Source organism: Streptomyces sp. NPDC053541, assembly GCF_044544705.1.
Lineage (GTDB): Bacteria > Actinomycetota > Actinomycetes > Streptomycetales > Streptomycetaceae > Streptomyces.
This window is the reverse complement of the sequence record NZ_JBITXM010000008.1, coordinates 386438-411416: the sequence shown is the minus strand read 5'-3', so window position 1 is coordinate 411416 and position 24979 is coordinate 386438. Positions and strand designations below refer to the sequence as shown.

The 24979-nt window shown below is 73.8% G+C and carries 25 protein-coding genes; 7 read left to right on the top strand and 18 right to left on the bottom strand.

Translation table 11 applies throughout. The features are described 5' to 3' along the window. The first annotated feature begins 40 nt into the window (after positions 1-40). Positions 41-1414, top strand: coding sequence for an MFS transporter (locus ACIGW2_RS22585; protein WP_361579837.1), 1374 nt, complete (start codon positions 41-43; stop codon positions 1412-1414). 255 nt (positions 1415-1669) lie between these two features. Beyond that, on the top strand, positions 1670-2044 hold the full coding sequence (locus ACIGW2_RS22580) for an RNA polymerase-binding protein RbpA (protein ID WP_026278069.1): 375 nt from the start codon (positions 1670-1672) through the stop codon (positions 2042-2044). A gap of 111 nt (positions 2045-2155) precedes the next feature. Here the strand turns inward: ACIGW2_RS22580 and fxsA are convergent, their stop codons facing one another. The 4 genes from fxsA to ACIGW2_RS22560 form a co-directional block, all read right to left on the bottom strand. Continuing rightward, on the bottom strand, positions 2156-2749 hold the full coding sequence (gene fxsA, locus ACIGW2_RS22575; protein ID WP_399845321.1) for an FxsA family membrane protein: 594 nt from the start codon (positions 2747-2749) through the stop codon (positions 2156-2158). Positions 2750-2893: 144 nt separating this feature from the next. After that, positions 2894-3673 carry a polyprenol monophosphomannose synthase gene (locus ACIGW2_RS22570; protein ID WP_356068918.1) on the bottom strand — a complete coding sequence of 260 codons (780 nt, stop codon included), beginning with the start codon at positions 3671-3673 and terminating at the stop codon, positions 2894-2896. A 403-nt stretch (positions 3674-4076) separates the two neighbouring features. Further along, positions 4077-5699 (bottom strand): amidohydrolase, encoded by a 1623-nt coding sequence (locus tag ACIGW2_RS22565; protein ID WP_399845319.1) that lies wholly within the window; start codon positions 5697-5699, stop codon positions 4077-4079. A 64-nt stretch (positions 5700-5763) separates the two neighbouring features. Beyond that, the gene (locus ACIGW2_RS22560) at positions 5764-6204 is read right to left on the bottom strand and encodes an Lrp/AsnC family transcriptional regulator (protein WP_030493658.1); all 441 of its coding nucleotides are present in this window, start codon (positions 6202-6204) and stop codon (positions 5764-5766) included. Positions 6205-6439: 235 nt separating this feature from the next. On the opposite strand from ACIGW2_RS22560, the gene ACIGW2_RS22555 reads away from it, so the two are divergent. Then, complete coding sequence (locus ACIGW2_RS22555; protein WP_356068912.1) at positions 6440-6808, top strand: hypothetical protein; 369 nt, start codon at positions 6440-6442, stop codon at positions 6806-6808. Between the two features lie 16 nt (positions 6809-6824). Here the strand turns inward: ACIGW2_RS22555 and ACIGW2_RS22550 are convergent, their stop codons facing one another. Together ACIGW2_RS22550 and ACIGW2_RS22545 are read right to left on the bottom strand one after the other, a co-directional pair. Continuing rightward, complete coding sequence (locus ACIGW2_RS22550; RefSeq protein WP_399845317.1) at positions 6825-7928, bottom strand: phosphotransferase family protein; 1104 nt, start codon at positions 7926-7928, stop codon at positions 6825-6827. A 13-nt stretch (positions 7929-7941) separates the two neighbouring features. Beyond that, positions 7942-9063: a hypothetical protein gene (locus ACIGW2_RS22545; RefSeq protein WP_361579846.1), complete on the bottom strand. Its 1122-nt coding sequence runs from the start codon at positions 9061-9063 to the stop codon at positions 7942-7944. Between the two features lie 226 nt (positions 9064-9289). On the opposite strand from ACIGW2_RS22545, the gene ACIGW2_RS22540 reads away from it, so the two are divergent. Beyond that, positions 9290-9724 (top strand): hypothetical protein, encoded by a 435-nt coding sequence (locus tag ACIGW2_RS22540; RefSeq protein ID WP_399845314.1) that lies wholly within the window; start codon positions 9290-9292, stop codon positions 9722-9724. Here the strand turns inward: ACIGW2_RS22540 and ACIGW2_RS22535 are convergent. Together ACIGW2_RS22535 and ACIGW2_RS22530 are read right to left on the bottom strand one after the other, a co-directional pair. Continuing rightward, the gene (locus ACIGW2_RS22535; RefSeq protein WP_399845312.1) at positions 9687-10838 is read right to left on the bottom strand and encodes an acyl-CoA dehydrogenase family protein; all 1152 of its coding nucleotides are present in this window, start codon (positions 10836-10838) and stop codon (positions 9687-9689) included. The genes ACIGW2_RS22540 and ACIGW2_RS22535 overlap by 38 nt on opposite strands. Before the next feature lie 118 nt (positions 10839-10956). Then, the gene (locus ACIGW2_RS22530) at positions 10957-11709 is read right to left on the bottom strand and encodes a MerR family transcriptional regulator (protein WP_399845309.1); all 753 of its coding nucleotides are present in this window, start codon (positions 11707-11709) and stop codon (positions 10957-10959) included. Positions 11710-11778: 69 nt separating this feature from the next. On the opposite strand from ACIGW2_RS22530, the gene ACIGW2_RS22525 reads away from it, so the two are divergent. Further along, positions 11779-12984 (top strand): erythromycin esterase family protein, encoded by a 1206-nt coding sequence (locus tag ACIGW2_RS22525; protein ID WP_399845307.1) that lies wholly within the window; start codon positions 11779-11781, stop codon positions 12982-12984. 33 nt (positions 12985-13017) lie between these two features. Here ACIGW2_RS22525 and ACIGW2_RS22520 read toward each other — a convergent pair whose 3' ends face one another. Then, positions 13018-14409 carry a peptidase C39 family protein gene (locus ACIGW2_RS22520; RefSeq protein WP_391653742.1) on the bottom strand — a complete coding sequence of 464 codons (1392 nt, stop codon included), beginning with the start codon at positions 14407-14409 and terminating at the stop codon, positions 13018-13020. 186 nt (positions 14410-14595) lie between these two features. Here ACIGW2_RS22520 and ACIGW2_RS22515 point away from each other — a divergent pair, with 186 nt between their 5' ends. Both ACIGW2_RS22515 and ACIGW2_RS22510 read left to right on the top strand, forming a co-directional pair. Beyond that, a complete protein-coding gene (locus ACIGW2_RS22515; RefSeq protein ID WP_399845304.1) occupies positions 14596-15228 on the top strand; it encodes a uridine kinase in 633 nt (210 codons plus the stop codon). 306 nt (positions 15229-15534) lie between these two features. Then, complete coding sequence (locus ACIGW2_RS22510; RefSeq protein ID WP_356072079.1) at positions 15535-17424, top strand: AAA family ATPase; 1890 nt, start codon at positions 15535-15537, stop codon at positions 17422-17424. Positions 17425-17480: 56 nt separating this feature from the next. Here the strand turns inward: ACIGW2_RS22510 and ACIGW2_RS22505 are convergent, their stop codons facing one another. The 9 genes from ACIGW2_RS22505 to ACIGW2_RS22465 form a co-directional block, all read right to left on the bottom strand. Then, positions 17481-18614: a hemolysin family protein gene (locus ACIGW2_RS22505; RefSeq protein WP_391653744.1), complete on the bottom strand. Its 1134-nt coding sequence runs from the start codon at positions 18612-18614 to the stop codon at positions 17481-17483. Further along, positions 18611-19951 carry a hemolysin family protein gene (locus ACIGW2_RS22500; RefSeq protein WP_391653746.1) on the bottom strand — a complete coding sequence of 447 codons (1341 nt, stop codon included), beginning with the start codon at positions 19949-19951 and terminating at the stop codon, positions 18611-18613. The genes ACIGW2_RS22505 and ACIGW2_RS22500 overlap by 4 nt, the downstream gene beginning before the upstream one ends. Positions 19952-20193: 242 nt before the next feature. Then, positions 20194-20649: a PH domain-containing protein gene (locus ACIGW2_RS22495; protein ID WP_391653747.1), complete on the bottom strand. Its 456-nt coding sequence runs from the start codon at positions 20647-20649 to the stop codon at positions 20194-20196. Positions 20650-20708: 59 nt separating this feature from the next. Next, a complete protein-coding gene (gene hisG, locus ACIGW2_RS22490) occupies positions 20709-21557 on the bottom strand; it encodes an ATP phosphoribosyltransferase (RefSeq protein WP_361579867.1) in 849 nt (282 codons plus the stop codon). Positions 21558-21618: 61 nt separating this feature from the next. After that, positions 21619-21891 (bottom strand): phosphoribosyl-ATP diphosphatase, encoded by a 273-nt coding sequence (locus tag ACIGW2_RS22485; protein WP_356072066.1) that lies wholly within the window; start codon positions 21889-21891, stop codon positions 21619-21621. A gap of 48 nt (positions 21892-21939) precedes the next feature. Continuing rightward, positions 21940-22425: a 6,7-dimethyl-8-ribityllumazine synthase gene (gene ribH, locus ACIGW2_RS22480; protein WP_361579869.1), complete on the bottom strand. Its 486-nt coding sequence runs from the start codon at positions 22423-22425 to the stop codon at positions 21940-21942. A gap of 33 nt (positions 22426-22458) precedes the next feature. Further along, the gene (locus ACIGW2_RS22475; protein WP_391653748.1) at positions 22459-23736 is read right to left on the bottom strand and encodes a bifunctional 3,4-dihydroxy-2-butanone-4-phosphate synthase/GTP cyclohydrolase II; all 1278 of its coding nucleotides are present in this window, start codon (positions 23734-23736) and stop codon (positions 22459-22461) included. After that, entirely contained in the window at positions 23733-24326 is a 594-nt protein-coding gene (locus tag ACIGW2_RS22470; RefSeq protein ID WP_361580417.1) for a nicotinamide mononucleotide transporter family protein, read from the bottom strand. Before ACIGW2_RS22470 ends, ACIGW2_RS22475 begins: the two co-directional genes overlap by 4 nt. Positions 24327-24370: 44 nt before the next feature. Continuing rightward, positions 24371-24979 (bottom strand): riboflavin synthase, encoded by a 609-nt coding sequence (locus tag ACIGW2_RS22465; protein ID WP_361579873.1) that lies wholly within the window; start codon positions 24977-24979, stop codon positions 24371-24373.

Sequence of the window (24979 nt, the reverse complement as noted above, 5' to 3'; positions counted from 1 at the left end):
CACCACGGGGCACCACGGGGACGAGCGAGGGGGCGCGGCCTTGACCGACGTCGACACTGCCGGAACGCCGGACGGCCGGGCGGCCGATCCGGCCGAACGGCGCCGCGAGCAGCGCGGCTGGTACTTCTACGACTTCGCCTGCTCGGTCTACTCGACCAGCGTGCTCACCGTCTTCCTGGGCCCGTACCTGACCTCGGTGGCGAAGGCCGCGGCGGACGCGGAGGGCTTCGTGCACCCGCTGGGCGTGCCGGTGCGGGCCGGTTCCCTCTTCGCGTACGCGGTGTCGGCGTCGATCGTCGTCGCGGTCCTGGTGATGCCGCTGGTCGGCGCGGCGGCCGACCGCTCGGGCCGGAAGAAGCCGCTGCTCGCCGCCTCGGCCTACGTGGGCGCGGCGGCGACGGCCGGGATGTTCTTCCTGGAGGGGCAGCGCTATCTGCTCGGCGCCTTCCTGCTGATCGTGGCGAACGCGGCGCTGTCGGTGTCGATGGTGCTCTACAACGCGTATCTGCCGCAGATCGCCGAGCCGGACGAGCGGGACGCGGTCTCCTCGCGCGGCTGGGCCTTCGGCTACACCTCCGGGGCCCTGGTCCTGGTGCTCGACCTGGTCCTGTACTCGGGGCACGACTCCTTCGGCCTGTCCGAGGGGGACGCGGTGCGGATCTGCCTGGCCACGGCCGGGCTGTGGTGGGGCGCCTTCACCCTGGTGCCGCTGCGGCGGCTGCGGGACCGGCGGGTCGCGGCGGCCGGCGGCGCCCCGGGCGAGGGCGCGGTGGGCAGCGGCTGGAAGCAGCTGCGGGCGACGCTGCGGGACATGCGGCGGCACCCGCTGACGCTGTCCTTCCTGCTCGCGTACCTCATCTACAACGACGGGGTGCAGACGGTGATCTCGCAGGCCTCGGTGTACGGCTCCGAGGAGCTGGGCCTGGACCAGACGACGCTCATCACGGCGGTGCTGCTCGTGCAGGTGCTCGCGGTGGCGGGGGCGCTCGGGATGGGCCGGATGGCCCGCTCGTACGGCGCGAAGCGCACGATCCTCGGCTCGCTCGCGGTGTGGGCGGCGATCCTGGCGGCGGGCTACTTCCTGCCGGCCGGTGCGCCGGTGTTCTTCTACTGCCTGGCGGCGGCCATCGGCCTGGTGCTCGGCGGCAGCCAGGCGCTGTCGCGCTCGCTGTTCTCGCACCTGGTGCCGCGCGGCAAGGAGGCGGAGTACTTCTCGGCGTACGAGATGAGCGACCGCGGGCTGAGCTGGCTGGGTCCGTTGGTGTTCGGTCTCGCGTATCAGCTGACCGGGAGCTACCGGGATGCCATCATCTCCCTGGTGATCTTCTTCGGGATCGGCTTCGTGCTCCTCGCGCGGGTGCCGGTTCGAGCCGCGGTGGCGGCCGCGGGCAATCCCGTTCCGGCCCGGATTTAGACGCGGGAGTGAAAGGGCGGTAGTGTACGCGTTTGGCCTGCCAGGCGGACCGTTACTGCGTACTGACTTGGTGAAGACGTTGAGTGACATCTCATGCCAGATGTGACAAAACGGGCACTGGTGGGTACAAAAAGGGGCGGCACGACGGGCGACGCATGACCCGGAACGGGAATCTTTACCGCCGACCGGACGTTGACCGGATGACGACGACAGCGACACCTGTCCTGTGGGCGACAAGCCCGGGAGGCACGATTCATGAGTGAGCGAGCTCTTCGCGGCACGCGCCTCGTGGTGACCAGCTACGAGACCGACCGCGGCATCGATCTGGCCCCGCGCCAGGCGGTGGAGTACGCATGCGAGAAGGGGCACCGCTTCGAGATGCCCTTCTCGGTCGAGGCGGAGATTCCGCCGGAGTGGGAGTGCAAGGTCTGCGGAAGCCAGGCGCTCCTGGTGGACGGGGACGGCCCCGAGGAGAAGAAGGGCAAGCCGGCGCGTACGCACTGGGACATGCTCATGGAGCGGCGCACCCGCGAGGAGCTGGAGGAGGTGCTGGCCGAGCGGCTGGCCGTTCTCCGGTCCGGCGCCATGAACATCGCCGTGCATCCGCGCGACAGCCGCAAGTCCGCCTGACCGGCCGACCGGCCGACACCAGGCCGGTCGCGCGGCCACGAGAGATACGCCGAGGGGCCCGGTACACGATCCGTGTACCGGGCCCCTCGGCGTGTCCGTACGGACCGGGGGTCAGGGCAGCAGGGGCGGACGGGGCTCCCCGGGCCGCGCGGGCCCCTGGGGCGCGTCCTCGCGGATGACCTCGCCCGGCACCACCTTCCCGTCCGGGCGGTGGATGCGGGCCTGCTGGAAGGCGTCCTGGAGGCTGCCGGGTGCCGCGGCGCCCATCCGGCGCTCCACGGCGCGCTCGGCCCAGCGCCCGACGGCCGCGCGGACCGGCGGGACCAGCAGGAGCAGGCCGAGGGCGTCGGAGATCAGGCCGGGGAGCATCAGGAGCAGTCCGCCGAGCATGAGGAAGCCGTTGCGGTCCTCGGCGGCGGCCCGGCCGGGCACCTGCGGCTCCTCGCCGCGCCGCACCGCCTCCTGGGCGCGCTGGAAGGTCCCGGTGAGGTTGGCGAAGGCCCGGCGGCCGGCCCGCTTGACGACGGTGGCGCCGAGCAGGGCGCCGGCCACCAGGAGCAGGAACACGGTGATCCCGCCCGCCGCGTCGGCCACGACGGTGAGCAGCCAGATCTCCAGGACCAGCCAGACCGCGAGGGCAAGCGGGACGAAGGTGCGGGCGCGGGAGCGCCGGGGGGTACGGGTGGGCGGTGCGCCGGTCGTCATGCCCCCAGTGTGCCTGGCGGCCCGCAGGAACGTCGTAAAGGAAGGATCAGCCCGCGAGCGGCGGGCGGACGGCGGCACGCGGACGCGACCGGTGCCGCCGGGGTCGCCGGTGCGGGCCGGGCACGGCGCTCCGGCCGGCCCGGTTCAGGAGGACTTGCGGCCGGCGAGGAACCGGCCGACCTTCTCGGCCCGGGCGGTCAGGCCCCAGCCGGTGACCCGCCACAGCGCCTCGACGACGATGTTCCGGCTCATCTTGGAGTCGCCGATCTCGCGCTCGACGAAGGTGATGGGCACCTCGACGACGTGGAAGCCGGCGGCGACGGCGCGGCGCGCCAGGTCGACCTGGAAGCAGTAGCCCGCCGAGGCGACGTCGTCCAGGCCGAGGCCCTCCAGGGTCTCCTTGCGGAAGGCCCGGTAGCCGCCGGTGACGTCGCGGATCGGCACGTCGAGCATGAGCCGGGAGTAGAGGCTGCCGCCGCGGGAGATGAACTCGCGGGACTTGGGCCAGTTCACGATGCGGCCGCCGGGCACCCAGCGGGAGCCGAGCACCAGGTCGGCGCCCTTGAGGGCGGTGAGCAGCCGGGGCAGCTCCTCGGGCTGGTGGGAGCCGTCGGCGTCCATCTCGACCAGGACCTCGTAGCCGTGCTCCATGCCCCAACGGAAGCCCGCCAGGTAGGCGGCGCCGAGGCCCTCCTTGCCCTTGCGGTGCAGGACGTGGACGTGGTCGTCCTCGGCCGCGATCTCGTCGGCGAACTTGCCCGTGCCGTCGGGGCTGTTGTCGTCGGCCACGAGCACGTGCGCCTCGGGAACGGCCTCCCGCACGCGCGCGACGATCGGCTTGATGTTCTCCGCCTCGTTGTAGGTCGGGATGATCACCAAGGCCGCGCCGAGCGGGCCGTAACGCCTCTGGCCACCGTCGTTCACTACTGCCCCTTCGGATACATACGCGAGCCCCCACCATAGCGAGCCGCGCGCACGGGGTGCGGGATCGGGGCCCGGCGTCCTTCGGGCCGACCCGGGACCCGCTGGCTGCGGATTCGACCGAGGCCGTTGTCTACTGAACGCCGGGGCCCCACCCGGGTCGCACCCTCCGCCGGAAAAACCTTCCCTCGCCCCCGAGGCGCGGGCGGCGTTCGGTGCCTGCGTGGAGGTTTGCAACCGGTCGGACGTCCGTGGTGGACGGGCCGAACCTACCCGCCACGGCCCGCCCACTGTCAACACCCGTTTGACCTGCGGCGATGAACCGTCACTGCAGAGGGGGCAGGAAGATCCGCAGGTCGTGGGCGAGCCCGTCGGGACGCGAGCGGCGGTGCGAAATGTCCCGATGTCACTCGTTCGGGCGCACGAACACGGTTTGTCCCGAGACGACCGTCTGCAGGCAGACCGGAAGATCGCCGCCGGGGGTCAGATCGGGCAGTCCGGGCGTGCCGGAGCGCGGGTCGGTGGACCAGCGGGCCACCCGGTCGTCCGGCGCCTGCACCACCAGCGCGCCGGCCCGCCAGATCGCGTAGTCCGCCGGGGCGCCCGGCACCAGCGTGCCCGCGTCGTCGCGGCCGACCGCACGCCAGCCGCCGCGGGTGTGCGCGGTGAAGGCGGCCCGTACCGACACCCGGTGCTCGGGGGTGCGGTGGAAGGCGGCGGCCCGCACGGTCCCCCACGGGTCCAGCGGGGTGACCGGGCTGTCCGAGCCGAGGGCCAGCGGCACACCGGCGCGCAGCATCGCCGCGTACGGGTTGAGCCCACGGGCCCGCTCCGCGCCGAGGCGGTCGGCGTACATGCCGTCCTCGCCGCCCCAGTAGGCGTCGAAGGCGGGCTGCACGGAGGCCGTCAGGCCCAGTTCGGCGAAGCCGGCGATGGCCTCCGGGCTGATCATCTCGGCGTGCTCGACGCGGTGCCGGGCGGCCCGGACCCGGGCCAGGCCCAGCTTCTCGGCGGCGGCCCGGACGCCCTCGACGACCGCGTCCACGGCCGCGTCGCCGATGGCGTGGAAGCCGCCCTGGAGGCCGGCCTCGGTGCAGGCCACGATGTGGGCGGCGACGGCGGCCGCGTCCAGGTGGGCGACGCCGGTGTGCCCGGCGGCGGAGTGGTCGGCGTACGGGTCGTGCAGACAGGCGGTGTGCGAGCCGAGCGAGCCGTCCGCGAACAGGTCGCCGGCCGCGCCGAGGGCGCCGAGGGCGCGGGCCCGCTCGACGTCCAGGTCGGCCCAGTAGCCGACGATCCGCGGGCCGGGCTCGCTGCGGGCCAGGTCGAGCAGACCGGTGAAGTCCTCCTCGGAGGAGATCTCCGGGCCGCCGCACTCGTGCAGGGTGCCGATGCCGAGCGAGGCGGCGTGCTCGCGGGCGGCCCGCTGGGCCTCGGTGCGCTGGCGCGGCGACAGGACCGCGTAGGCGGCGGCCCGCACGGCGTGGTGGGCGTCGCCGGTGAGCGGCCGCTGACCGTCGTGGAAGCCGTCGAGCTCGCGGACGCCGGGCACCAGGTCGAGCAGCGCAGTGGTGACGAGCGCGGAGTGGACGTCGATCCGGGTGAGGTAGAGCGGCCGGCCGCCGGTGAGCTCGTCGAGCTCGGCGCGGGTGAGCGGGCGGCGCTCGGGCCAGCGGGCGGCGTCCCAGCCGTGCCCGATGAGGATCCGGTCGGCGGGGCGGGCGGCGGCGTGGGCGCGGATCCGCTCGGCGGCCTCGGCGAGCGAGCCGGCCGCGGACAGGTCGAGACCGGTCAGCGCGAGGCCGGTGGCGGTGGTGTGCACGTGCGCGTCGACGAAGGCCGGGGTGACGAGCGCGCCCTCCAGGTCGACCACCTCGTCCACGCCGGCGACGAAGGCGTCGGCCGCGCCCTCCGAGCCGACCCAGGCGATGTGCCCGCGCTCCACCACCATGGCGGTGGCGAAGGGGTCGGCGGGGCTGTGGACTTCTCCACCGCGCAACAGCACGGTGCGGTGTTCGTTCGCGCTCATCCCACCAGGCTAGGGCCTGGTGGGGGACGAAATGACCGGCGGGGCCCGATCCTGGGGACCCGCCCTAGATGCGCGGCGGGCGGGCCTCGTAGGGGGTCGAGAGGACGACCGTGGTGCGGCTGGAGACGTGGGCCTGGGAGCGGATGCGGCTGAGCAGGTGCTCCAGCTCCAGCGGGGTGGCGACGCGCACCTTGAGGATGTAGTTCTCGTCGCCGGCGACGCTGTGGCAGGCCTCGATCTCGGGGATGTCGGCGAGCCGGTCGGGGGTGTCGTCGGGGGCGCTGGGGTCGAAGGGTTTCACCGAGATGAAGGCGGTGAGCGGCAGACCGACGGCCTCCGGGTCGACGACGGCGGCGTAGCCGCGGATGACTCCGCGCTGCTCGAGGCGGCGGACGCGCTGATGCACCGCCGAGGTGGACAGGCCGGTGGCCTTGCCCAGGTCGGTGTAGCTCATGCGCCCGTCCTTGACGAGCAACTCGACGATCTGACGATCCAGCTCCTCCATGCGGTGACCCTATTGCCCCGGGGTGCCCGGGGCCCAGCCGGGGGCGTCCGGCGGCGACCCGTATGCGGGTGTTCGGGGCATCCGGGGGGCACCTGCGAGCGGCATGTGACGAACGCCACAGGGTTCTGGGGTTCTCGGCCGTGACCTCACGGTTATGCGGCGGGCCGTATGGGAAGTGCTTGCTGTGGTCGAGGCCACTCAGATCCGGCCGACCCGTCCGAGGGGGAGATTCTCCATGCAGGAGCCCGTTGATTCCGTCGACGCCGTCGACGAGCTCGACACGTACGACACCTTTGAGATGTACCGGGTGATCTGCCCGGACTGCGAGCAGCCGATCGCGCTGCTCGCGGACGAGGACGTCCTGCCGGAGCACGCGCTCTGCCCGACGCCGTGGAACCCCTTCGTGCTCACGGTCTGCTCCGGCACCGGCCGCGCCGCCTCCGACGCGCGCGCCGCCGACGACACCCTGGAGGTCCAGGAGCAGGACACCGCCCTGCTCCTGACGCTGCCTCAGGGCCTGGACTGGCGGATGCAGCCGTTCTCGCACGTGGGCGGCCCGGGCTCGCGCCCGATCAAGCCGGCCCAGCTGCGCCGCGCGGCCTGAACCGTCGGCGGCTTCCTCACCAGTAGCGCCCCTGCACCATCGCCGCCAGCGTGGCGTGGTGCAGGATCAGGCCGTCGGCGTAGGCGGCGTCCACCGGCACCTCCACCTCGCCGAAGTGCGCCTGGCGGTAGGCGATCCTGAGCATCACGATCGCGTGCCGGAGCGCCGCGTACAGGGTGTGGAACTCCATGTCCCGGGGCGTGTGCCCGGTGAGCGCGGCGTAGCGCCGCTCGATCGCGTCGCGGCGCAGGAAGTCCGGCAGGCCGGGCTGGCCGAAGCCCACCGTCAGGTCCTGGAAGAAGCGGTGCAGATAGACCGTCCAGCCGAGGTCGACCTCGCGCGGGGCGCAGGCCGCCATCTCCCAGTCGAGCACCGCGGCCGGTTCGAAGCCGTCGTAGACGATGTTCCCGATCCGGGCGTCGCCCCAGGTGAGCACCGCGGGGCCCTCGTCGGCAGGCCAGTGCGCCTCCAGCCAGTCGAAGGCCGACTCGATCAGCGGTGAGGGCGCGAGTCCGTCCACCACCCAGGCGTAGTAGGCGCGTTGGGCGTCCACGTGCCGCCGCAGCGGGCTGCCCGGCCCGTCGGGCAGCAGGAACTCCGCCTCCTTCACCGGGAACTGGTCGTGCAGCCGGGCGAGCACGCCGACCGAGGCGGCCTCCAGCCGGTCCCGTTCGGCGTCGCTCGCCCCGTGCAGCCAGTTCCCCTCGTACGTGTAGGGCATGACGTCCGGCGGGACCCGGCCCTCGGCGCGGGCCATCACGAAGAACGGGGCGCCGAGCGGCCCGGGGTCCTCCTCCAGCCACAGCACCCGCGGCACCGGCACGTCGGTGTGCTCGGCGACCAGTCGCATCACCCGGTGCTGCCGGGCCATGTCGTAGACGGGGAAGACGGTGTACGCGGCGGGGTCGGCCGCGAGCCGCAGGGCGCAGCCGCGCACCGGGGCGTCGGGGTGCTCCAGGTCGAAGAGCAGGGTCTCGCTGGACATCCCGTTCGACGCGGGCACGGCGAGGTTGCCGACCCGGGCGCCGGGCAGCCTGCCGTCGAGCCAGGCCGCGAGCCGGCGGCCCAGCTCCTCGGGGTCGCGGGTGGAGGTGCGGGGGCGGGGTGCGCGGGCGGTCATCCGTCCTCCTTCTTCACGAGGCGGTCGAGGTGAAGTCGGCGAAGCCGCTGGGGTCGTGGCGGCCGAAGGAGCCGTGCTCGAAGATCCCGTATCCGGTCCGGCCGTCGAGGGTGAAGCGGGCGGCGTGGTCGGTGACGCCGTAGGCGGCCAGGGGGTGGGCGGCGGGGTCGGCGAGCTCGTAGACCCGGCGGTCGGTCCAGCCGCGGCCCTGCCAGCTGCCGTGCTGCCAGTCGGGGGCGGGCGGGTAGCCGGCGCCGATCGCGAGCGGGGAGGAGGCGAGGATCTCGACGCCGACCTCCAGGGGCTTGCCGGCCGGGTCGGTGAGGTGGACGACGGCCCGTTCGGGGTCCCGGGTGCCGGGGCGGTAGGTGATCTCGGTGCGGGGCCAGCCGAGTTGGGTGTCGCGGTGGCCGTTCCGTACGAGCAGGGCTTCGTTGAGGGTGCGGTAGCCGTCGGCGTCCTCCTGGACGACGACCATCAGGAAGCGGTCCTCGAAGCGCACCGGGATCCAGAGCCAGTGGAAGCCCTCGGGGCGGAACTCCTCGGCGCGGCCCGGTTCTTCGCCGGGCAGCGGGCGCACGCCCCAGCTGCGGTCGCGGGTGCCGGTCCACTCCCCCGCCGTGACGGTGAACTCCTCGCCGCCGGCCCGGATCACGCCCGCGCAGTGCCCGGCCTGCACGAAGCGGCGGCCCTCCAGGGTGAGACGGTCGCCGCGCCGCTGGGTGTGGTGGGGTTCCCAGACGGCGGGGAAGTCGCCGGTCCAGGTGAGGTCGAAGGAGAGGCCCTCGGGGTCGGCGGGGTCGGGCTCGCAGTGCAGGGAGAGGCGCCGGAGCGGTTCGTCGACGGACAGGGACACCGGGCCGACGGAGAGGTGCATGCGGTCCTCGCCGAGGGCGTCGGAGGCGCGGACGGCGTGCATCCGGTCGCCGGTGCGCAGGGTCGCGTAGGCGTCGATGACGCCGGTGTTGGGGTAGACGCCGAGCCCGGTGACGAGCAGGGCGCGGCCCCGGTGGTCGAAGACGTGGAAGATGCACCGGTCGTAGGCGTTCCGGTCGCCGCTGACGTGGTGCTTCATGGAGAGCGGTGCCTGGTGCACGGGGTATTCGTCGAGCGGGACGGGCCGGTCGTCTGACACGTGTGACCTCCTCGGCGGCGACAGGGATCTGACGGTACGTCAGGAGCTCGGCCGCCGACCAGAGGCGTGCACCGCGAAGCGGCGGCGGACGGCCGGGGACAGCCCGGAGTCGTGGGCGGTCCGGGGCTGGGGGGGACGGTCCGGGGCCGGGGGCGGGGACGCCTCGAACTTCCGCTCGACGGCGTCCGGCGGTGACCGGGGGCGGCGCCGGAGCGTTGGTCCGGGCATGACCACGCTGTATACGACACCCAGCGGATACGGCCGGCATCGACAGTCCGAGCCGCGCTCTGAAGAATCGGTTCAGCAGGCGGTTCCGGCGCCGGTTCCCGCCCCGGCGCAGGCCTTCGAGCCGCCGGCCGCCGCGTCCGGCACCACCCCCGCGCCCGTGCCCGTGCCCGCGCCGGCCCCCGCGCCGGCTCCGGGACCGATGCCGATGCCGGTCCCCGTACCGGCCCCGGCGCAGGCCGCCGCCCCGCCGCACCCCTCCCACCCGGCCGACCCGCCCATCTACAAGGCGCTGATCGAACTGTGGGCCAGCCGCGGCCGGACCCTGCCGGGCCACCGCGACCAGGAGTGGAGCCGGCTCGCCGCGGGCCCCGTCTGGGCCGACCGCACGGTACGGGTCAACGGGACTCTGGTCCGGCCAGGTGACGGGCGATGACCACGCGCTGGATCTGATTGGTGCCCTCCACGATCTGGAGCACCTTCGCCTCCCGCAGCAGCCGCTCGACGGGGAAGTCCGCCGTGTAGCCGTACCCGCCGAGCACCTGCACCGCGTCCGTGGTCACCCGCATCGCCGCGTCCGAGCAGAACAGCTTCGCCATGGCCGCCTGCTTGCCGAAGGGACGGCCCTCGTCGCGCAGCCGGGCCGCCTCCAGGTACAGCGCCCGGCCGGCCTCGACCTGGGTGGCCATGTCGGCGAGCAGGAAGCGCAGTCCCTGGAAGTCGGCGATCGGCCGTCCGAACTGCCGGCGCTCCCGGGCGTACGAGACCGCCGTGTCGAGGGCGGCCTGCGCCACGCCCACCGCGCAGGCGGCGATGCCGAGGCGCCCCGAGTCGAGGGCCGCGAGGGCGATGGCGAAGCCCTGCCCCTCCGCCCCGATCCGGCGGGCGTCGGGCACCCGCACCCCGTCGAGGTGCACCTGGGCGGTGGGCGAGCCCTTCAGGCCCATCTTCCGCTCGGGCGCGGCGGCGCTCAGACCGGGCGCGTCCCCGGGGACCAGGAAGGCGGTGATCCCCCTGGGGCCCTCGCCGCCGGTGCGGGCCATGACGGTGTAGAAGTCGGCGATCCCGCCGTGGGTGATCCACGCCTTGGTGCCGTCGAGCACCCAGTCGTCGCCATCGCGGACGGCCCGGGTGCGCAGCGCGGCCGCGTCGGAGCCGGAGGAGGGCTCGGACAGGCAGTACGCGCCGAGCAGGCCGCCGCCGAGCATGGCGGGCAGGTGCGCGGCCCGCTGTTCGGCGCTGCCGAAGGCGGCCAGGGCATGGCAGGACAGGCTGTGCACGCTCACCCCGAGGCCCACGGTCAGCCGGGCCGCGGCCAGCTCCTCCAGGACCTGGAGGTACACGGTGTAGGGCTGGTCGCCGCCGCCGTGGGCGGCGTCGTACGGCAGCCCGAGCAGCCCGGACGCGGAGAGCAGCCGGAACAGCTCGCGCGGGAAGTGCCCGGCCGCCTCCTCCTCGGCGGCGCCCGGCGCGATCTCGCGCACGGCGATCTCCCGTACGAGGGCGAGCAGTTCGCGGGCCTCGTCGCTGGGCAGCCGTCGTTCGACCATGGCGGCACGCTCCTGACGTGGGGGCTCCGGGCTCGGGGCCGGTCGGGAGGGTTATGCCCGCTGGGCGGTCGGGTGTCACGGCTCCGGGGCGGGGCCGCTTCTTTCGGGCCGGGCCGGCTCAGCCGTGTGCGCGCAGATAGGCGTCGAGTGCCGCCGCCCCGGCGAGCAGCGCGCGGGCGCGGGCGGCGAGGCGGGCGCGCCACTCGGCGAGGGCGCCCTCCAGGGGTTCGAGGCCGCCGGCGGCCCGGACCCGGTCGAGCAGCGGGGCGATCCGCTCCAGCGGGTGTCCGCCGCGGCGCAGCTGGTGGGCCATGCGGGCGTCGCGTACGTCGGCCGCCGCGTACACCCGGTATCCGGTACGGGGGTCCCGGCGCGGCCGCACCACTCCGGCGCGCTCCCAGGCGCGCAGGGTCGCCGGCCGGATGCCGAGCCGGCGGGCGAGCGGGCCGATGGAGGTGTCCCCCTCCCCGGCCGGGCCCGGGCCGGACAGCGGCCGGGGCCCCAGGTCGCGCAGGGCGTTCTCCACCTCGCGCAGGGTGCGGCGGTCCTCCAGCAGCAGGGCGTGGCTCTCGTCCACGAGGCGGAAGGCCTCGTCGGGGTCGCCCTCGTGGACGGCCCGCATGATCGCGGCGGCCGTCGGGTGGCCGTGGCCGGGCAGCAGGGCGAGGAAGGCGCGGAGGGCGTCGGCGTGCCGGGGGGTGTAGGCGCGGTAGCCGGAAGGGGTGCGGTCGGCCGGCGGGAGGATGCCGGCCTCCTCGTAGTTGCGGACGGCCTGGGTGGACAGACCGTGCGGGCGCGCCAGGTCGACCGGCCGCAGCCGCCGCCCCGCGCCGGCACCCCCGTGCGGCTCACTTTGAAGCTTTGTCGCCATGAATTCCACAATAGCGGGGGCTGCTCCGGCAAAAGTCTCCACCGAATCTTCAACGATAGCGTGGAAGGCATGGCGACTGACACCAAGGACTGTGCCCGTTCCCTCTCCGCTGCCTCCGTCCTGGAACTGCTCGGGGCCCGCCCCCGGCTGCTCGCGCTCGGCGAGCCCACCCACGGCGAGGACGCGCTCCTCGACCTGCGCAACGCCCTCTTCCGGCAGCTCGTCGAGGAGGCCGGCTACCGGACGATCGCGCTGGAGAGCGACTGCCTCGCGGGACTGCGCGTGGACGCGTACGTGAACGGGGGCGAGGGCTTGCTCGACGAGGTGGTGGCGCGCGGGATCAGCCACGGCTGGGGCGGCTCCGCCGCGAACCGCGCCCTGGTGCGGTGGATGCGCGCGTTCAACGAGGGGCGGCCCGCGGGCGACCGCGTCCGCTTCGCCGGCTTCGACGGCCCGCTGGAGATCAGCGCCGCCGCGAGCCCGCGCGCCGCCCTCACCACCCTCCACGCCCGGCTCGCGGCCCACGTCGACCCCGGCCTGCTGCCCTGCGGGGCGGACACCCTCGACCGGCTCCTGGGCGCCGACGAGCGGTGGACCGACCCGGCCGTGATGTACGAACCGGCCCGCTCGGTGGGCCGCTCGCCCGAGGCCGCGGAGCTGCGACTGATCGCCGACGACCTGGCGGCGCTGCTGGAGGAGCAAGCGCCGCTGCTGCTCGCGGAGACCTCCCGGGAGGAGGTGGAGCTCGCCCGCCTCCACGCGCGCACGGCGCTCGGCCTGCTCCGGTACCACCACGGGATGGCGGACCCCACCCCCGCGCGGCTCCCCCGGCTGCTCGGGATCCGGGACCGGATGATGGCCGAGAACCTGCTCGCCCTCGCCGAGCGCGGCCCGGTCTTCGCGTACGCCCACAACTCCCATCTCCAGCGGGAGCGGAGCAGCATGCGCATGGGCGGCGAGCCGCTGGTCTGGTGGAGCGCCGGCGCCCTGGTGAGCGGGCACCTCGGCGCGGAGTACGCCTTCCTCCCCACCGCCCTCGGCACCCTCCGCCACCAGGGCGTGGACGCCCCGCCGCCGGACACCCTGGAGGGCCGCCTCCACGCGCGCCTCCCGGAGCCCGCCGCCCTCCTCGACCCCCGCCGCCTCACTGCGGCCCTGGGCCCCGCCCTCCCGGAACCCCGCGTCTCCCCCTGGTTCGGCTACGCCCCTCTGGACCCGGCGCACCTGCCGGCCGCGGACGCCCTGGTCTTCGTCCGGGACGTCCCGCACCGCTGACCGGCCACCTGCCGGGCCCCGTCCGCCTCCCGCTCAGAGCACGCCGACCGCCTGGAGCGCCTTGCGCTGGGCGGGGGTCGGACGGTCGGGGAAGTAGAGGTAGCAGACGCCCCCCGTGCCGGAGACGACCTTGCCGGTGGCGTTGTAGCGCTTCGTGCGGAGCCAGATGTTCTCCCACTCGCGCCGGCGGTAGACCCTGCGGACCGCCTCGTTGTTCGGGGAGGCCGGGTCGTTGGCGATGACGTCGCCGGTGGCGGTGAAGCCGATGACGGTCATCAGGTGGCCCGCGGTGCCGTAGCCGGCGCCGGTGAGTTCGTCCTTGCGGAAGGACTGGGAGGTGATGGCCGGGATGCCGGCGCGGATCAGGGTCTCCAGGTCCGTGAGGGAGGAGAGGCGGGTCACCACCGCGTTCATGTCGGGGTAGGTGGCCGCGTAGGCGGCGTTGAAGGGCCAGTTGCCGCAGCCCTCGTACTGGTGGTCGTAGGTGAAGCGGGCCGCGTGGCAGACCTGGGGGTCGGCGTAGGCGGGGTTCACCCAGGAGAGGTCCTCGGGGGACGGGTGGCGGCCCCAGTACTCGACGATCATCTGCGAGGAGGTCGGGCTGCACCAGGCCTCGCCGCCGTTGTCGTACTCGGGGTACTGGCCGACGTGGGTGTTCTGGGAGTAGCGCGGGACGGTCAGCTCGTGGTCGAGGCCCGGCGCAGAGGCGGGCACCTCGAAGCGGTCCGGGACGTCGGAGGCCATCGCCCCGAGCCGCCACACCACCGGGGTCAGGTCGGTGCCGGGCGTGCGGTGGAGGGTGAGGCGGAGGCGGTAGGAAACCAGCCGGAGGCCGCTCGCCGGGTCGTCGACCGCGAAGGTGTCGGTCCAGATCGAGGACCTGCCGTCGCTCTGGTCGTCGACCGAGGTGCGGCGGATGTCGGTGTCGCCGGAGGCCCAGCGGCCCATCACGAACCAGGGGGTGTCGGTGCCGTCGCCGTAGGTCCCGCGCAGGTCGACCTGGATCCAGGTGCCGGGCGGGGTGTGGGCGTTCCAGGAGGCGATGACCTCGGTCGCGGGGACCGTCGAGGTGTGGACGGGCGAGGTCCAGGTCGCGTACTCCCAGGTGCCGGTCCGGCCGGTGTGCGGGTCGGTGTAGTCGGTGCGGCCGGCCGGTTCGGCGAGCACCAGGCCGGGGCGGTGACCGGCGACGGCCCGGGTGCCGGCGGCGGTGCCGCAGCGCCAGTCGGTGTAGCTCGACCAGAAGCGGTTGTCGACGAGGCGCGGGGCGGGCGCCTCGCCCTCGCGGGCCTCCGCGTCGGCGTGGGCCTCCGCGTCGGCGGGCGTGGCGGCGGCCGGGGTGACGGCGGCGGCCGAGGCCGCCGTTCCGGCCGCCGCGGCGAGGGCCGCGACGAGGACGGTTCTGCGCGGGGTGGCAGGGGGCATGGGCGGTGACCCTCCAGTCGGTGGTGGCGAACGGACGGGCTGCGGGCCCCACTATCCCGGCTCGCGGACGGCTTCGGCCAGCGATTCGGCACGCGCCGCGCGAGCAATATTGGTCTCCACCAGTGGCACTGCCCGGCTCGCTGACCTGCGTCGGTTCCGCGCCGGCCGCTCCCCTACCCTGAACGCATGACCGAGGACCTGGACCGCGCCGCCGCCGCACTGCGCCGGCTGCCGCCCTCCTGCGGCCCGGTGCGGCTCGTGGCGGTCGACGGGCACGCCGGGTCCGGCAAGTCCACGCTGGCCGGACGGCTGTCCGAGGCCCTCGACGGCGCGCCGGTGCTGCACCTGGACGACCTGGCGAGCCACGCGGAGCTCTTCGAGTGGACCGGCCGGCTCCTGGAGCAGGTCGTGGTGCCGCTGTCCGAGGGCCGGACGGCGCGCTATCACCCGTACGACTGGAATCTGCGCGCCTTCGGCCCGGCGCGGACGCTGGAGCCGGCGCCCGTGGTGCTCGTGGAGGGCGTGGGGGCCGGGCGGCGGGTGCTGCGGCCGTTCCTGGCGCGACTGCTGTGGATGGAGCGCGGCCCCGAGGAGTCCTGGGAACGCGGGCGGCGCCGGGACGGGCCGGCGCAGGCCGCGTTCTGGGACGGCTGGACCGTGGCGGAGACTCGCCATTTCGCCGAGGACCCCTCGCGGCCCTTCGCCGACATCCTGGTACGGGAGCGCGGCGAGGGTTACGCGTGGCTGCCAGGGCCCTCTGTGACAGCGGGCCCGAACCAGATCATCACCCACCGTGACGAGTCCCCGGCCGCAAACTGAGTGGACGGAACTCCGCTTCCGCAAGTGCCTCAACTCGGCTTGACCCAAGGGGCGTACAGGTCTTACGTTCTGAATGTGCGGCTCTGCGAAGCCGCCGCGGACGCGAAGCCCCCGGTTGTTCCCCCGTGATCGGGGGCTTCGTTCCGCCCCCGTCATCACCGAGGGTCACGGCCGGTGGACGGGTCGCGGATCGTGTCGATCACGACCGATCGCCCTCTTCCCCCTCATCACGCACCCCCTGCGCAGGTACGATGCCCCTCGGTGCGGTCAATTCCCGTCCACGTGCAGACGGTTGTGGGGGACCCGATGGACTTCGGCACACAGGGCACGCATGCCCCCGCCGAGCTCGCCTGGCTGCGCGGAGTCGACGCCTACACGATGGGCGCCTATCCGCAGGCCGAGGAGGAGTTCCGGACGGCGGTGCGCATCGACCCCGGCATGGCCGACGGCTGGCTCGGGCTGCACGCGCTCCGGGTGGACACCACGACCGCGCTGCTGCGCATGTACCGGCACCGCGAGCGCTTCGGCGAGCAGCGGGCCCGGCACCGCCGCACCCTCAACTCCTGGTACTGGCTGGGCTGGTGGGTGCAGCCGGTCCTTGAGACCCCGCGCGACTTGCTGCTCGCCCACGCCTCGCACTGGCTCGACGGGCGGCACGTGCCGGAGCTGGACCGGGCGCTCGCCGGGCTCCCGCCGGTCGACGCCGACCCGCAGGTGCGCTTCCTGCACGCCTGTCGCGCCTATCTGGTCAAGGACTGGGAGCAGTTGGTCCGGCACACCGAGGCCCTGGTCGACGACCCGCTGCTCGGCATCGAGGCGGGCCTGTTCGGCGGCATGGCCCGGGTGCGCCTGGAGATGTACGGGCAGGCCGAGCCGCTGCTCTCGGCGGCGCTGATGCGCTGCCGCAGCGAGCAGCCGCAGCGCAAGGAGCTGCGCTACTGGCTGGCCCGGGCGCACGAGGGCACCGGCCGGTCCGCCGCCGCGCTGCCGCTCTACCGGGCGGTGCACCGGATCGACCCGGCCTTCATGGACACCGCGGCCCGGCTCGCGGCCATCGCCGAGTACGACGGCTTCGAGGGCCCCGACGACCCGGTGGGCTATGCCCCGGCGATGTACGGCGGGCTCGGCCAGGACACGGTGGACGGCGAGCGGGACGGGCCGGAGGGCGCCGGCGGCGACGGGTTGCTGCTCCGGCCGGAGACCGGTCCGCCGCCCGCGCCGCCGGAGCCGCCCGATGTCGTACGGCAGAAGGCGGCCGTCCCGGCGCAGCCGGCCCCGCCCCGCTTCCCGGCCGGCACCACCGACCCGGAGCTGCTCGCGGAGGCGCTGGCCGAGCTGGAGCGGATGGTCGGGATGGAGCCGGTCAAGCGGCAGGTGAAGGCGCTGTCGGCGCAGCTGGAGATGGCGCGGCTGCGCGCCGGGCAGGGCCTGCCGGTCCAGCCGCCGAAACGTCACTTTGTCTTCTCCGGTCCCTCGGGCACCGGGAAGACCACCGTGGCCCGGATCCTGGGCCGGGTGTTCTACGCGCTGGGCCTGCTCGGCGGCGACCATCTGGTGGAGGCCCAGCGGGCCGATCTGGTCGGCGAGTACCTGGGCCAGACCGCGGTCAAGGCCAACGAGCTGATCGACTCGGCGGTCGGCGGGGTGCTGTTCGTCGACGAGGCCTACTCGCTCTCCAACACCGGTTACAGCAAGGGCGACGCCTACGGCGACGAGGCCCTGCAGGTGCTCCTCAAGCGGGCCGAGGACAACCGGGACCACCTGGTGGTGATCCTGGCCGGCTATCCGGAGGGCATGGACCGGCTGCTCGCCGCCAACCCCGGCCTTTCCTCGCGCTTCACCACCCGGGTCGACTTCCCCTCGTACCGCCCCCTTGAGCTGACCGAGATCGGCAAGGTGCTGGCCGCCGCGAACGGCGACGGCTGGGACGAGGAGGCCCTGGAGGAGCTGCGCTCGATCAGCGGGCACGTGGTGGAGCAGGGCTGGATCGACGAGCTGGGCAACGGGCGTTTCCTGCGCACCCTGTACGAGAAGTCCTGCGCCTACCGGGACCTGCGGCTGTCCGGCTACGGCACGGTGCCGAGCCGCGAGGACCTGGCCACGCTGCGGCTGCCGGACCTGATGCAGGCGTACGGCGAGGTGCTGTCCGGGCGCGGCCCGGCGGGCCGGGGACCGCAGGAGCCGCCGGGCGTCTGACCGGCGGCTCCCAGGGTGGCCCCTTCGGGCCCGGGGACTCGGCCCCGGGCCCGGACTCAGCCGGCGAGCACCCGGGGGGACGGCCGGCCGCCGGACGACCCTCCGGCCGACCCGGTGGACGTCCCGGCGGACGGGTGGCGCACCACGGTCCGGATCCGGTGCGCGGGGTCACGGACCTCGCCGACCAGCATCTCCAGGACGTCCTCCAGCGCGACCAGGCCGAGCACCCGGCCGGAGGCGTCGGACACCTGGGCGAGGTGGGTCGCGGCCCGGCGCATCACGGTGAGCGCGTCGTCCAGCGGGAGTTCGGCCCGCAGCGTGGCCATGGGGCGCCACACCTGCTGGGGCACCGCCCGCTCCGGGTCCTCCAGGTCGAGGACGTCCTTCACGTGCACGAATCCCATGAAGGCGCCCCGGCCGCCGGCCGCGCCGCCGGGGGCGCGCACGGGGAAGCGGGAGAAGCCGGTCCGCACGGTCAGTTCCTCGATCTCCCGGGGGGTGACCGACGGGGGCACGGTGACCAGCGAGGCGTACGGGATGAGGACGTCGGTGACCGGGCGGGTGCCCAGTTCGAGCGCGTCCTCCAGGCGCTCCTGCTCGGCCGGGTCGAGCAGTCCGGCCTGGCCGGCGTCCTCGACGAGCCGGCCGAGCTGGGCGGAGGTGAAGACGGCCTCCACCTCGTCCTTCGGCTCGACCTTGAAGGCCCTCAGGACCAGCCGGGCGCAGGCGCCGAGCGCGGTGGTGACCGGGCGGCACAGGCGCGCGAAGCCGACCAGGGCGGGGCCGAGGACGAGCGCGGTGCGCTCGGGGTCGGCCATGGCCAGGTTCTTCGGGACCATCTCGCCGATCACCAGGTGGAGGAAGACCACCACGGCGAGCGCGATCACATAGCCGAGCGGGTGGACCAGGCCGTCCGGCACGCCCACGGCGTGGAAGACCGGTTCGAGCAGCCGGGCCACGGTCGGCTCGGCGACGGCGCCGAGGGTCAGCGAGGCCACCGTGATGCCGAACTGGGCGGCGGCCATCATCTGCGGGAGGTTCTCCAGGCCGTACAGCACCTGGCGGGCCCGCTTGCCGCTGCGCTGCTCGATCTGGCTGCGGCGGACGGAGACGAGCGCGAACTCGGCGCCCACGAAGAAGCCGTTGGCGAGCACCAGGAGCACGGCGAGGAGCAGGGGCAGCAGGCTCATCGGGCGGCCTCCGCCCCGACGGGCACCGGGGCGGTGCGCACGATGCGCACCCGCTCGGCGCGGTAGCGGTCGACCTGGCGGACGGAGAGCCGCCAGCCGGGCAGCTCGGCCCGGTCGCCGGGGGCGGGGATGCGCCCGAGCAGGTCGGCGACGAGCCCGGCGACCGTCTCGTACGGCCCGTCGGGCACGTCGAGGCCTATCCGGTGCAGGGTGTGCACCCGGCAGGAGCCGTCGGCCTCCCAGATCTGGCTGCCGTCCTCGGTCGGCACGGCGGCCAGCTCGGGCCGCTCGTCGGCGGCGGTGTCGTGCTCGTCGCGGACCTCGCCGACCAGCTCCTCGACGATGTCCTCCAGGGTGACGACGCCGGCGGTGCCGCCGTACTCGTCGACGACGACCGCGATGGGCTGCTCGCGGCGCAGCCGCTCCAGGAGGGCCTGGGCCGGCAGCGACTCGGGGACGAGCAGCGGCGGGACGGCGATCCGGCCCACCGAGGTGCGGTGCCGCTCGTGCGGGACGACGGCGAGGGCGTCCTTGAGGTGGACCATGCCGACGATCTCGTCGATCCGCTCCCGGTAGACCGGGAAGCGGGACAGGCCGGTGGCCCGGGTCAGGTTGAGGACGTCGGCCGCGGTGGCGTCCGTCTGGAGGGCGCTCACCCGCACCCGCGGGGTCATGAGCTGCTCGGCGGTCAGCCCGCCGAGCGTGAGGGTGCGCACGAAGAGGTCGGCGGTGTCCTGCTCCAGGGCGCCGGCCTCGGCGGAGTGGCGGGCCAGCTGGACCAGCTCGCCGGGGGTGCGGACGGAGTCGAGCTCGTCGGCCGGCTCCACGCCGAACAGCCGGACGAGCCGGTTGGCGACGGTGTTGAGCAGGGTGATCACGGGCCGGAAGAGGCTCGCGAAGACGTGCTGCGGTCCGGCCACGAAGCGGGCCACCTGGAGCGGCCGGGAGACCGCCCAGTTCTTCGGGACGAGTTCGCCGACGACCATCTGGACCGCGGAGGCGAGCAGCATGCCGACGAGGACGGCGATGCCGGGGACGGCCCCCTCGGGCAGTCCGGTCGCGGTGAGCGGCCCGTCGAGCAGTCCGGCGAGCGCGGGCTCGGCGAGCATGCCGGTGACGAGCGAGGTGATGGTGATGCCGAGCTGGGTGCCGGAGAGCTGGAAGGACAGCTCCTTGAGGGCCCGGACGACGCCGCGGGCGCGGCGGTCGCCTTCGGCGGCGGCCCGCTCGGCCTCGGCGCGCTCGACGGTGACGAGGCCGAACTCGGCGGCCACGAAGAAGCCGTTGGCGAGGATGAGCAGGAAGGCTGCGGCGAGCAGCGACAGGGAGACGATCATGCCGCCGCCTCGGGGGAGGGGGCGGCGCAGGTACTACCGGACGATCCGTCCATTGCCGGAGGGAGTCACTCCTCGGAGTCGTTGGGCGGCCTCGCGGGCCGCCGGCGGGCGGCCCTGCACGTGCGAGGCGGTGGTGCCGCTCGGCACCACCGCCACCAGATTAGTCACGCCCCGGCCGTCACGGGCAGGGGGTCGGCCCCGTATGGGGGACGGATCGGGGTCGTCCCCGATCCGGGCCGGGGTCAGCGGGACTCGGTCCCGGTGCCCCGGCTCTCGGCGAGCGCGCGCAGCGCGCGGGCGTCGCGGATGGCCTGCTCCCGGGCGATGCCGGGCTGGATGCCGAGGGCCGGCAGGCTGGTGCCGTCGCTCAGGTCGAGGAACACCCAGGCGTCGCCGGGGCGCAGGTTGACCTTGAGGATCTCGGCCCAGGCGAGCCGGCGCTTGCGGGTGATGTTGACGACCGTCACGCCCTCGTCGTCGGCGACCACCTTGGGCCGGCTGAGCAGCACCAGGACGCCGAGGAAGAGCGCGGCGGTGAAGACGAAGCTGGCCCGCTCCCCCGGGTTCAGCTTCTCCAGGACCAGTCCGACCGCCGTGATGACGACGAACATCGCCACGCCCAGGCTCAGCAGGACGGCCCGGGTGCGGCCCGGCCGGAAGGTGACCGGGAGGGTGGGGAGGGTGCTGTCGGAGGACATCGGCGTTCCTGGTCCTGTGTTCCTGGGGTCCTGTGTTCCTGGGGCCTGCTGCCGGCGGCTCAGAGGCGGCAGGCGTGGATGGCCGTGGTGAGGATGGCGCGGGCGCCGAGCTCGTACAGGTCGTCCATGACCTTCTGCGCCTCCTTGGCGGGGACCATGGCGCGCACGGCGACCCAGCCCTCGTTGTGGAGCGGCGAGACGGTGGGCGACTCCAGGCCCGGGGTGAGGGCGACGGCCTGCTCCAGGTGCTCGGCGCGGCAGTCGTAGTCCATCATCACGTAGCTGCGGGCGACCAGGACGCCCTGGAGGCGGCGCAGGAACTGCTGGACCTTGGGATCGTCGTCGGGGGCGCCGGTGCGGCGCACGACGACGGCCTCGGAGGTGAGGATCGGCTCGCCGATGACCTCGAGGCCGGCGTTGCGCAGGCTGGTGCCGGTCTCGACGACGTCCGCGATGACCTGGGCGACGCCCAGCTGGATCGCGGTCTCGACGGCGCCGTCGAGGTGCACGACGGAGGCGTCGACGCCCTGCTCGGCGAGGTGCTTGGCGACGATGCCCTCGTAGGAGGTGGCGATCGTCATGCCGTGGAAGTCGGCGGGTCCGCTCGCGGTGCCCGGACGGGTGGCGTAGCGGAAGGTGGAGCGGCCGAAGTTCAGCGGGAGGATCTCCTCGGCGTTGGCGCCGGAGTCCAGGAGCAGGTCGCGGCCGGTGATGCCGATGTCGAGCCGGCCGGACGCCACGTAGATCGCGATGTCCTTGGGGCGGAGGTAGAAGAACTCCACCTCGTTCTCGGGGTCGACGGTGACGAGTTCCTTGGACTCCTTGCGCTGCCGGTAGCCCGCCTCATGGAGCATCTCCATCGCAGGTCCGGAGAGAGAACCCTTGTTGGGGACGGCGATGCGCAGCATGGGACGGGCTTCCTTTGCCTCGGATGTCGGTGTCTTGCGTGGTGCGGCTGGGGCTCTGGGGTCAGAGGTGGGCGTAGACGTCGTCGAGCGAGATCCCGCGGGCGACCATCATCACCTGGACGTGGTACAGCAGCTGCGAGATCTCCTCCGCGGCGGCTTCCTTGCCCTCGTACTCGGCGGCCATCCAGACCTCGGCGGCCTCCTCGACGACCTTCTTGCCGATGGCATGGACGCCCTTGCCGACCAGTTCCGCGGTACGGGAGGTCGCCGGGTCGCCGGTCTCGGCCTTGAGCGTGAGCTCGGCGAAGAGCTCTTCGAAGGTTTTGTTCGCCATGATGTCCTAAGAGTACGGGGTGGACGGAGGCCGTTCGGCGTCAGGGCTTCAGCGCCAGGGTTCGCTGACCGTGCGCAGGATGGTCGCGGTCGCGACGGCGGCGGTGACGGCCTCGTGGCCCTTGTCCTCGCTGGAGCCCTCCAGGCCGGCCCGGTCCAGGGCCTGCTCCTCGGTGTCGCAGGTCAGGACGCCGAATCCGACGGGTACGCCGGTGTCGATCGAGACCTGGGTGAGGCCCTGGGTCACGCCCTGGCACACGTACTCGAAGTGCGGGGTTCCGCCGCGGATGACGACGCCGAGCGCGACCACGGCATCGTAGCCGCGCTGGGCGAGGACCTTGGCCACGACCGGGAGCTCGAAGCTGCCGGGGACGCGGAGCAGGGTGGGCTCCTCGATGCCGAGCTCGGCGAGGGCGCGCAGGGCGCCGTCGACGAGGCCGTCCATGATCTTCTCGTGCCACTGGGCCGCGATGACGGCGACGCGGAGGTCGCCGCAGTTCTTGACGCTGAGGACGGGTGCGCCCTTGCCGCTCATGGTGCTCCTTGGTCGATCTCGGTAGGTGCTGACTTACTGGTTGCCGCAGGTGGCGGCGGGGGCGCCGTCCAGCCAGGGCAGGTCGTGGCCCATCCGGTCCCGCTTGGTGCGCAGGTAGCGGAGGTTGTGCTCGCCGGCCTGGACCGGCATCGGCTCGCGGCCCTCGACGGCGAGGCCGTGCCGGGTGAGGGCGTCGACCTTGTCGGGGTTGTTGGTCATCAGGCGCAGGCTGCGCACCCCGAGGTCGGCGAGGATCTGCGCGCCGGCCGCGTAGTCGCGGGCGTCGGCGGGCAGGCCGAGCTCCAGGTTGGCGTCCAGGGTGTCGCGGCCGCGCTCCTGGAGCTCGTACGCGCGCAGCTTGGAGAGCAGTCCGATGCCGCGGCCCTCGTGGCCGCGCAGATAGACGACGACGCCGCGGCCGGCCTCGGTGATGCGGTCCATGGAGGCCTCCAGCTGGGGGCCGCAGTCGCAGCGCAGCGAGTGGAAGACGTCGCCGGTGAGGCACTCGGAGTGGACCCGGACCAGGACGCCTTGCCCGTCGCCGATGTCGCCGTGGACGAGGGCCACGTGCTCGACCCCGTCGACGGTGGAGCGGTAGCCGTACGCGGTGAACTCGCCGTGCCGGGTGGGCAGCTGGACCTCGGCCTCGCGGCGCACGGTGGGCTCGGCGGAGCGCCGGTAGGCGATCAGGTCCTCGATGGAGATGATCGTGAGGCCGTGCTTGCGGGCGAAGGGGACCAGCTCGGGCAGCCGCAGCATGACGCCGTCCTCGCCGGCGATCTCCACGATCGCGCCGGCCGGGCGGAGTCCGGCGAGCCGGGCGAGGTCGACGGCGGCCTCGGTGTGCCCGTTGCGGGCGAGGACGCCGCCGGGCCGGGCGCGCAGCGGGAAGATGTGGCCGGGGCGGACGAAGTCGCCGGGCTCGTGCGCGCCGCTCGCCAGCATCCGCAGGGTGGTGGCGCGGTCGGCGGCGGAGATGCCGGTGGTCACGCCGTGGGCGGGGCTCGCGTCGACGGAGACGGTGAAGGCGGTCCGCATCGACTCGGTGTTGTGCTCGACCATCTGCGGCAGCCGGAGGCGGTCCAGCTCCTCGCCCTCCATGGGGGCGCAGATGAGGCCGCGGCACTCGCTCATCATGAAGGCGACGACCTCGGGGGTGGCCTTCTCGGCGGCGATGACGAGGTCGCCCTCGTTCTCCCGGTCCTCGTCGTCGACGACGACCACGGGGCGTCCGGCCGCGATGTCCGCGATGGCCTGCTCGACGGGGTCGAGGGCGAGGTCGGAGGCGTCCCACAGGGGCAGCGCGTTCATGCGTGGGCTCCTTCCAGAGCGGCGGGGGCGGTGCGGGACCGGAGCCACCAGTCGCGCATGCCCCAGATGACGAGGGCGAAGTAGATGACGTAGACGAGGCCGGAGAAGGCGAGGCCGCTGCTGAAGGCGAGCGGGACGCCGACGAGGTCGACGAGCAGCCAGGCGAACCAGAACTCGACCAGGCCGCGGGCCTGGGCGACCATCGCGACGAGGGTGCCGACGAAGATGTACGCGTCGGCCCAAGGGCTCCAGGAGAGCGACGGGTAGAGGGTGAAGAGGCCGCCGACGGCGAGGGTGCCGAGCACGGCGCCGGCGAGCAGCAGCCCGCGCTCCTTCCAGCTCGCGAAGCGGACGGCGATGGAGCCGTCCTGGGCCTGCCGCTTGCCGCGGTTCCACTGCCACCAGCCCCAGGCGGCGACGCCGATGACCAGGAGCTGCTTGCCGACGCCTCCGGAGAGGTGGGCGGAGGCGTAGGCGCCGACGAGGACGACGCCGGAGAGCAGCTGGGCGGGCCAGGTGAGGATGGAGCGGCGCCAGCCGAGGGCCAGGGCGATCAGACCGATCGTGTTGCCGATCATGTCGGACCACATGATGTGCTGGCCGAAGACGGCGAACGCCTCGGAGTTGAGCCAGTTCACTTGACGTTCTCCTGTGCGTTCGGGCCGAGCAGCCGCTCGACGTACTTGGCGATGACGTCCACTTCGAGGTTGACCGGGTCGCCGGCCTGCTTGATGCCGAGCGTGGTCAGGGCGAGGGTGGTGGGGATGAGGCTGATGGTGAACCAGTCGTCGCCGACCTCGACGACGGTGAGGCTGACGCCGTCGACCGTGATGGAGCCCTTCTCGACGACGTAGCGGGCGAGCGGGGCGGGCAGGCCGACCTTGACGATCTCCCAGTGCTCGGAGGGCTCGCGGTCCAGGATGGTGCCGGTGCCGTCGACGTGGCCCTGGACGATGTGGCCGCCGAGGCGGCCGCCGACGGCCATGGGCCGCTCCAGGTTGACCCGGGAGCCGGTCTCCAGGGCGCCGAGCGAGGAGCGCTTGAGGGTCTCGGCCATCACGTCGGCGGTGAACTCGCCGTCGCCGGTCTCCACGACCGTGAGGCAGACGCCGTTGACGGCGATGGAGTCGCCGTGCCGGGCGCCCTCGGTGACCAGGGGGCCGCGCAGGCGGAAGCGGGAGGCGTCCGCCAGCTGCTCGACGGCGACGACCTCGCCCAGCTCTTCGACGATTCCGGTGAACAC

Bases quoted from the DNA above. Each gene is read 5' to 3' on its own strand.
- ACIGW2_RS22580 (WP_026278069.1), top strand. From the start codon at position 1,670: ATGAGTGAGCGAGCTCTTCGCGGCACGCGCCTCGTGGTGACCAGCTAC.
- fxsA (WP_399845321.1), bottom strand. From the start codon at position 2,749: ATGACGACCGGCGCACCGCCCACCCGTACCCCCCGGCGCTCCCGCGCC.
- ACIGW2_RS22565 (WP_399845319.1), bottom strand. From the start codon at position 5,699: ATGAGCGCGAACGAACACCGCACCGTGCTGTTGCGCGGTGGAGAAGTC.
- ACIGW2_RS22560 (WP_030493658.1), bottom strand. From the start codon at position 6,204: ATGGAGGAGCTGGATCGTCAGATCGTCGAGTTGCTCGTCAAGGACGGG.
- ACIGW2_RS22555 (WP_356068912.1), top strand. From the start codon at position 6,440: ATGCAGGAGCCCGTTGATTCCGTCGACGCCGTCGACGAGCTCGACACG.
- ACIGW2_RS22550 (WP_399845317.1), bottom strand. From the start codon at position 7,928: ATGACCGCCCGCGCACCCCGCCCCCGCACCTCCACCCGCGACCCCGAG.
- ACIGW2_RS22540 (WP_399845314.1), top strand. From the start codon at position 9,290: ATGACCACGCTGTATACGACACCCAGCGGATACGGCCGGCATCGACAG.
- ACIGW2_RS22535 (WP_399845312.1), bottom strand. From the start codon at position 10,838: ATGGTCGAACGACGGCTGCCCAGCGACGAGGCCCGCGAACTGCTCGCC.
- ACIGW2_RS22530 (WP_399845309.1), bottom strand. From the start codon at position 11,709: ATGGCGACAAAGCTTCAAAGTGAGCCGCACGGGGGTGCCGGCGCGGGG.
- ACIGW2_RS22525 (WP_399845307.1), top strand. From the start codon at position 11,779: ATGGCGACTGACACCAAGGACTGTGCCCGTTCCCTCTCCGCTGCCTCC.
- ACIGW2_RS22520 (WP_391653742.1), bottom strand. From the start codon at position 14,409: ATGCCCCCTGCCACCCCGCGCAGAACCGTCCTCGTCGCGGCCCTCGCC.
- ACIGW2_RS22515 (WP_399845304.1), top strand. From the start codon at position 14,596: ATGACCGAGGACCTGGACCGCGCCGCCGCCGCACTGCGCCGGCTGCCG.
- ACIGW2_RS22510 (WP_356072079.1), top strand. From the start codon at position 15,535: ATGGACTTCGGCACACAGGGCACGCATGCCCCCGCCGAGCTCGCCTGG.
- ACIGW2_RS22505 (WP_391653744.1), bottom strand. From the start codon at position 18,614: ATGAGCCTGCTGCCCCTGCTCCTCGCCGTGCTCCTGGTGCTCGCCAAC.
- ACIGW2_RS22500 (WP_391653746.1), bottom strand. From the start codon at position 19,951: ATGATCGTCTCCCTGTCGCTGCTCGCCGCAGCCTTCCTGCTCATCCTC.
- ACIGW2_RS22495 (WP_391653747.1), bottom strand. From the start codon at position 20,649: ATGTCCTCCGACAGCACCCTCCCCACCCTCCCGGTCACCTTCCGGCCG.
- hisG (WP_361579867.1), bottom strand. From the start codon at position 21,557: ATGCTGCGCATCGCCGTCCCCAACAAGGGTTCTCTCTCCGGACCTGCG.
- ACIGW2_RS22485 (WP_356072066.1), bottom strand. From the start codon at position 21,891: ATGGCGAACAAAACCTTCGAAGAGCTCTTCGCCGAGCTCACGCTCAAG.
- ribH (WP_361579869.1), bottom strand. From the start codon at position 22,425: ATGAGCGGCAAGGGCGCACCCGTCCTCAGCGTCAAGAACTGCGGCGAC.
- ACIGW2_RS22475 (WP_391653748.1), bottom strand. From the start codon at position 23,736: ATGAACGCGCTGCCCCTGTGGGACGCCTCCGACCTCGCCCTCGACCCC.
- ACIGW2_RS22470 (WP_361580417.1), bottom strand. From the start codon at position 24,326: ATGTGGTCCGACATGATCGGCAACACGATCGGTCTGATCGCCCTGGCC.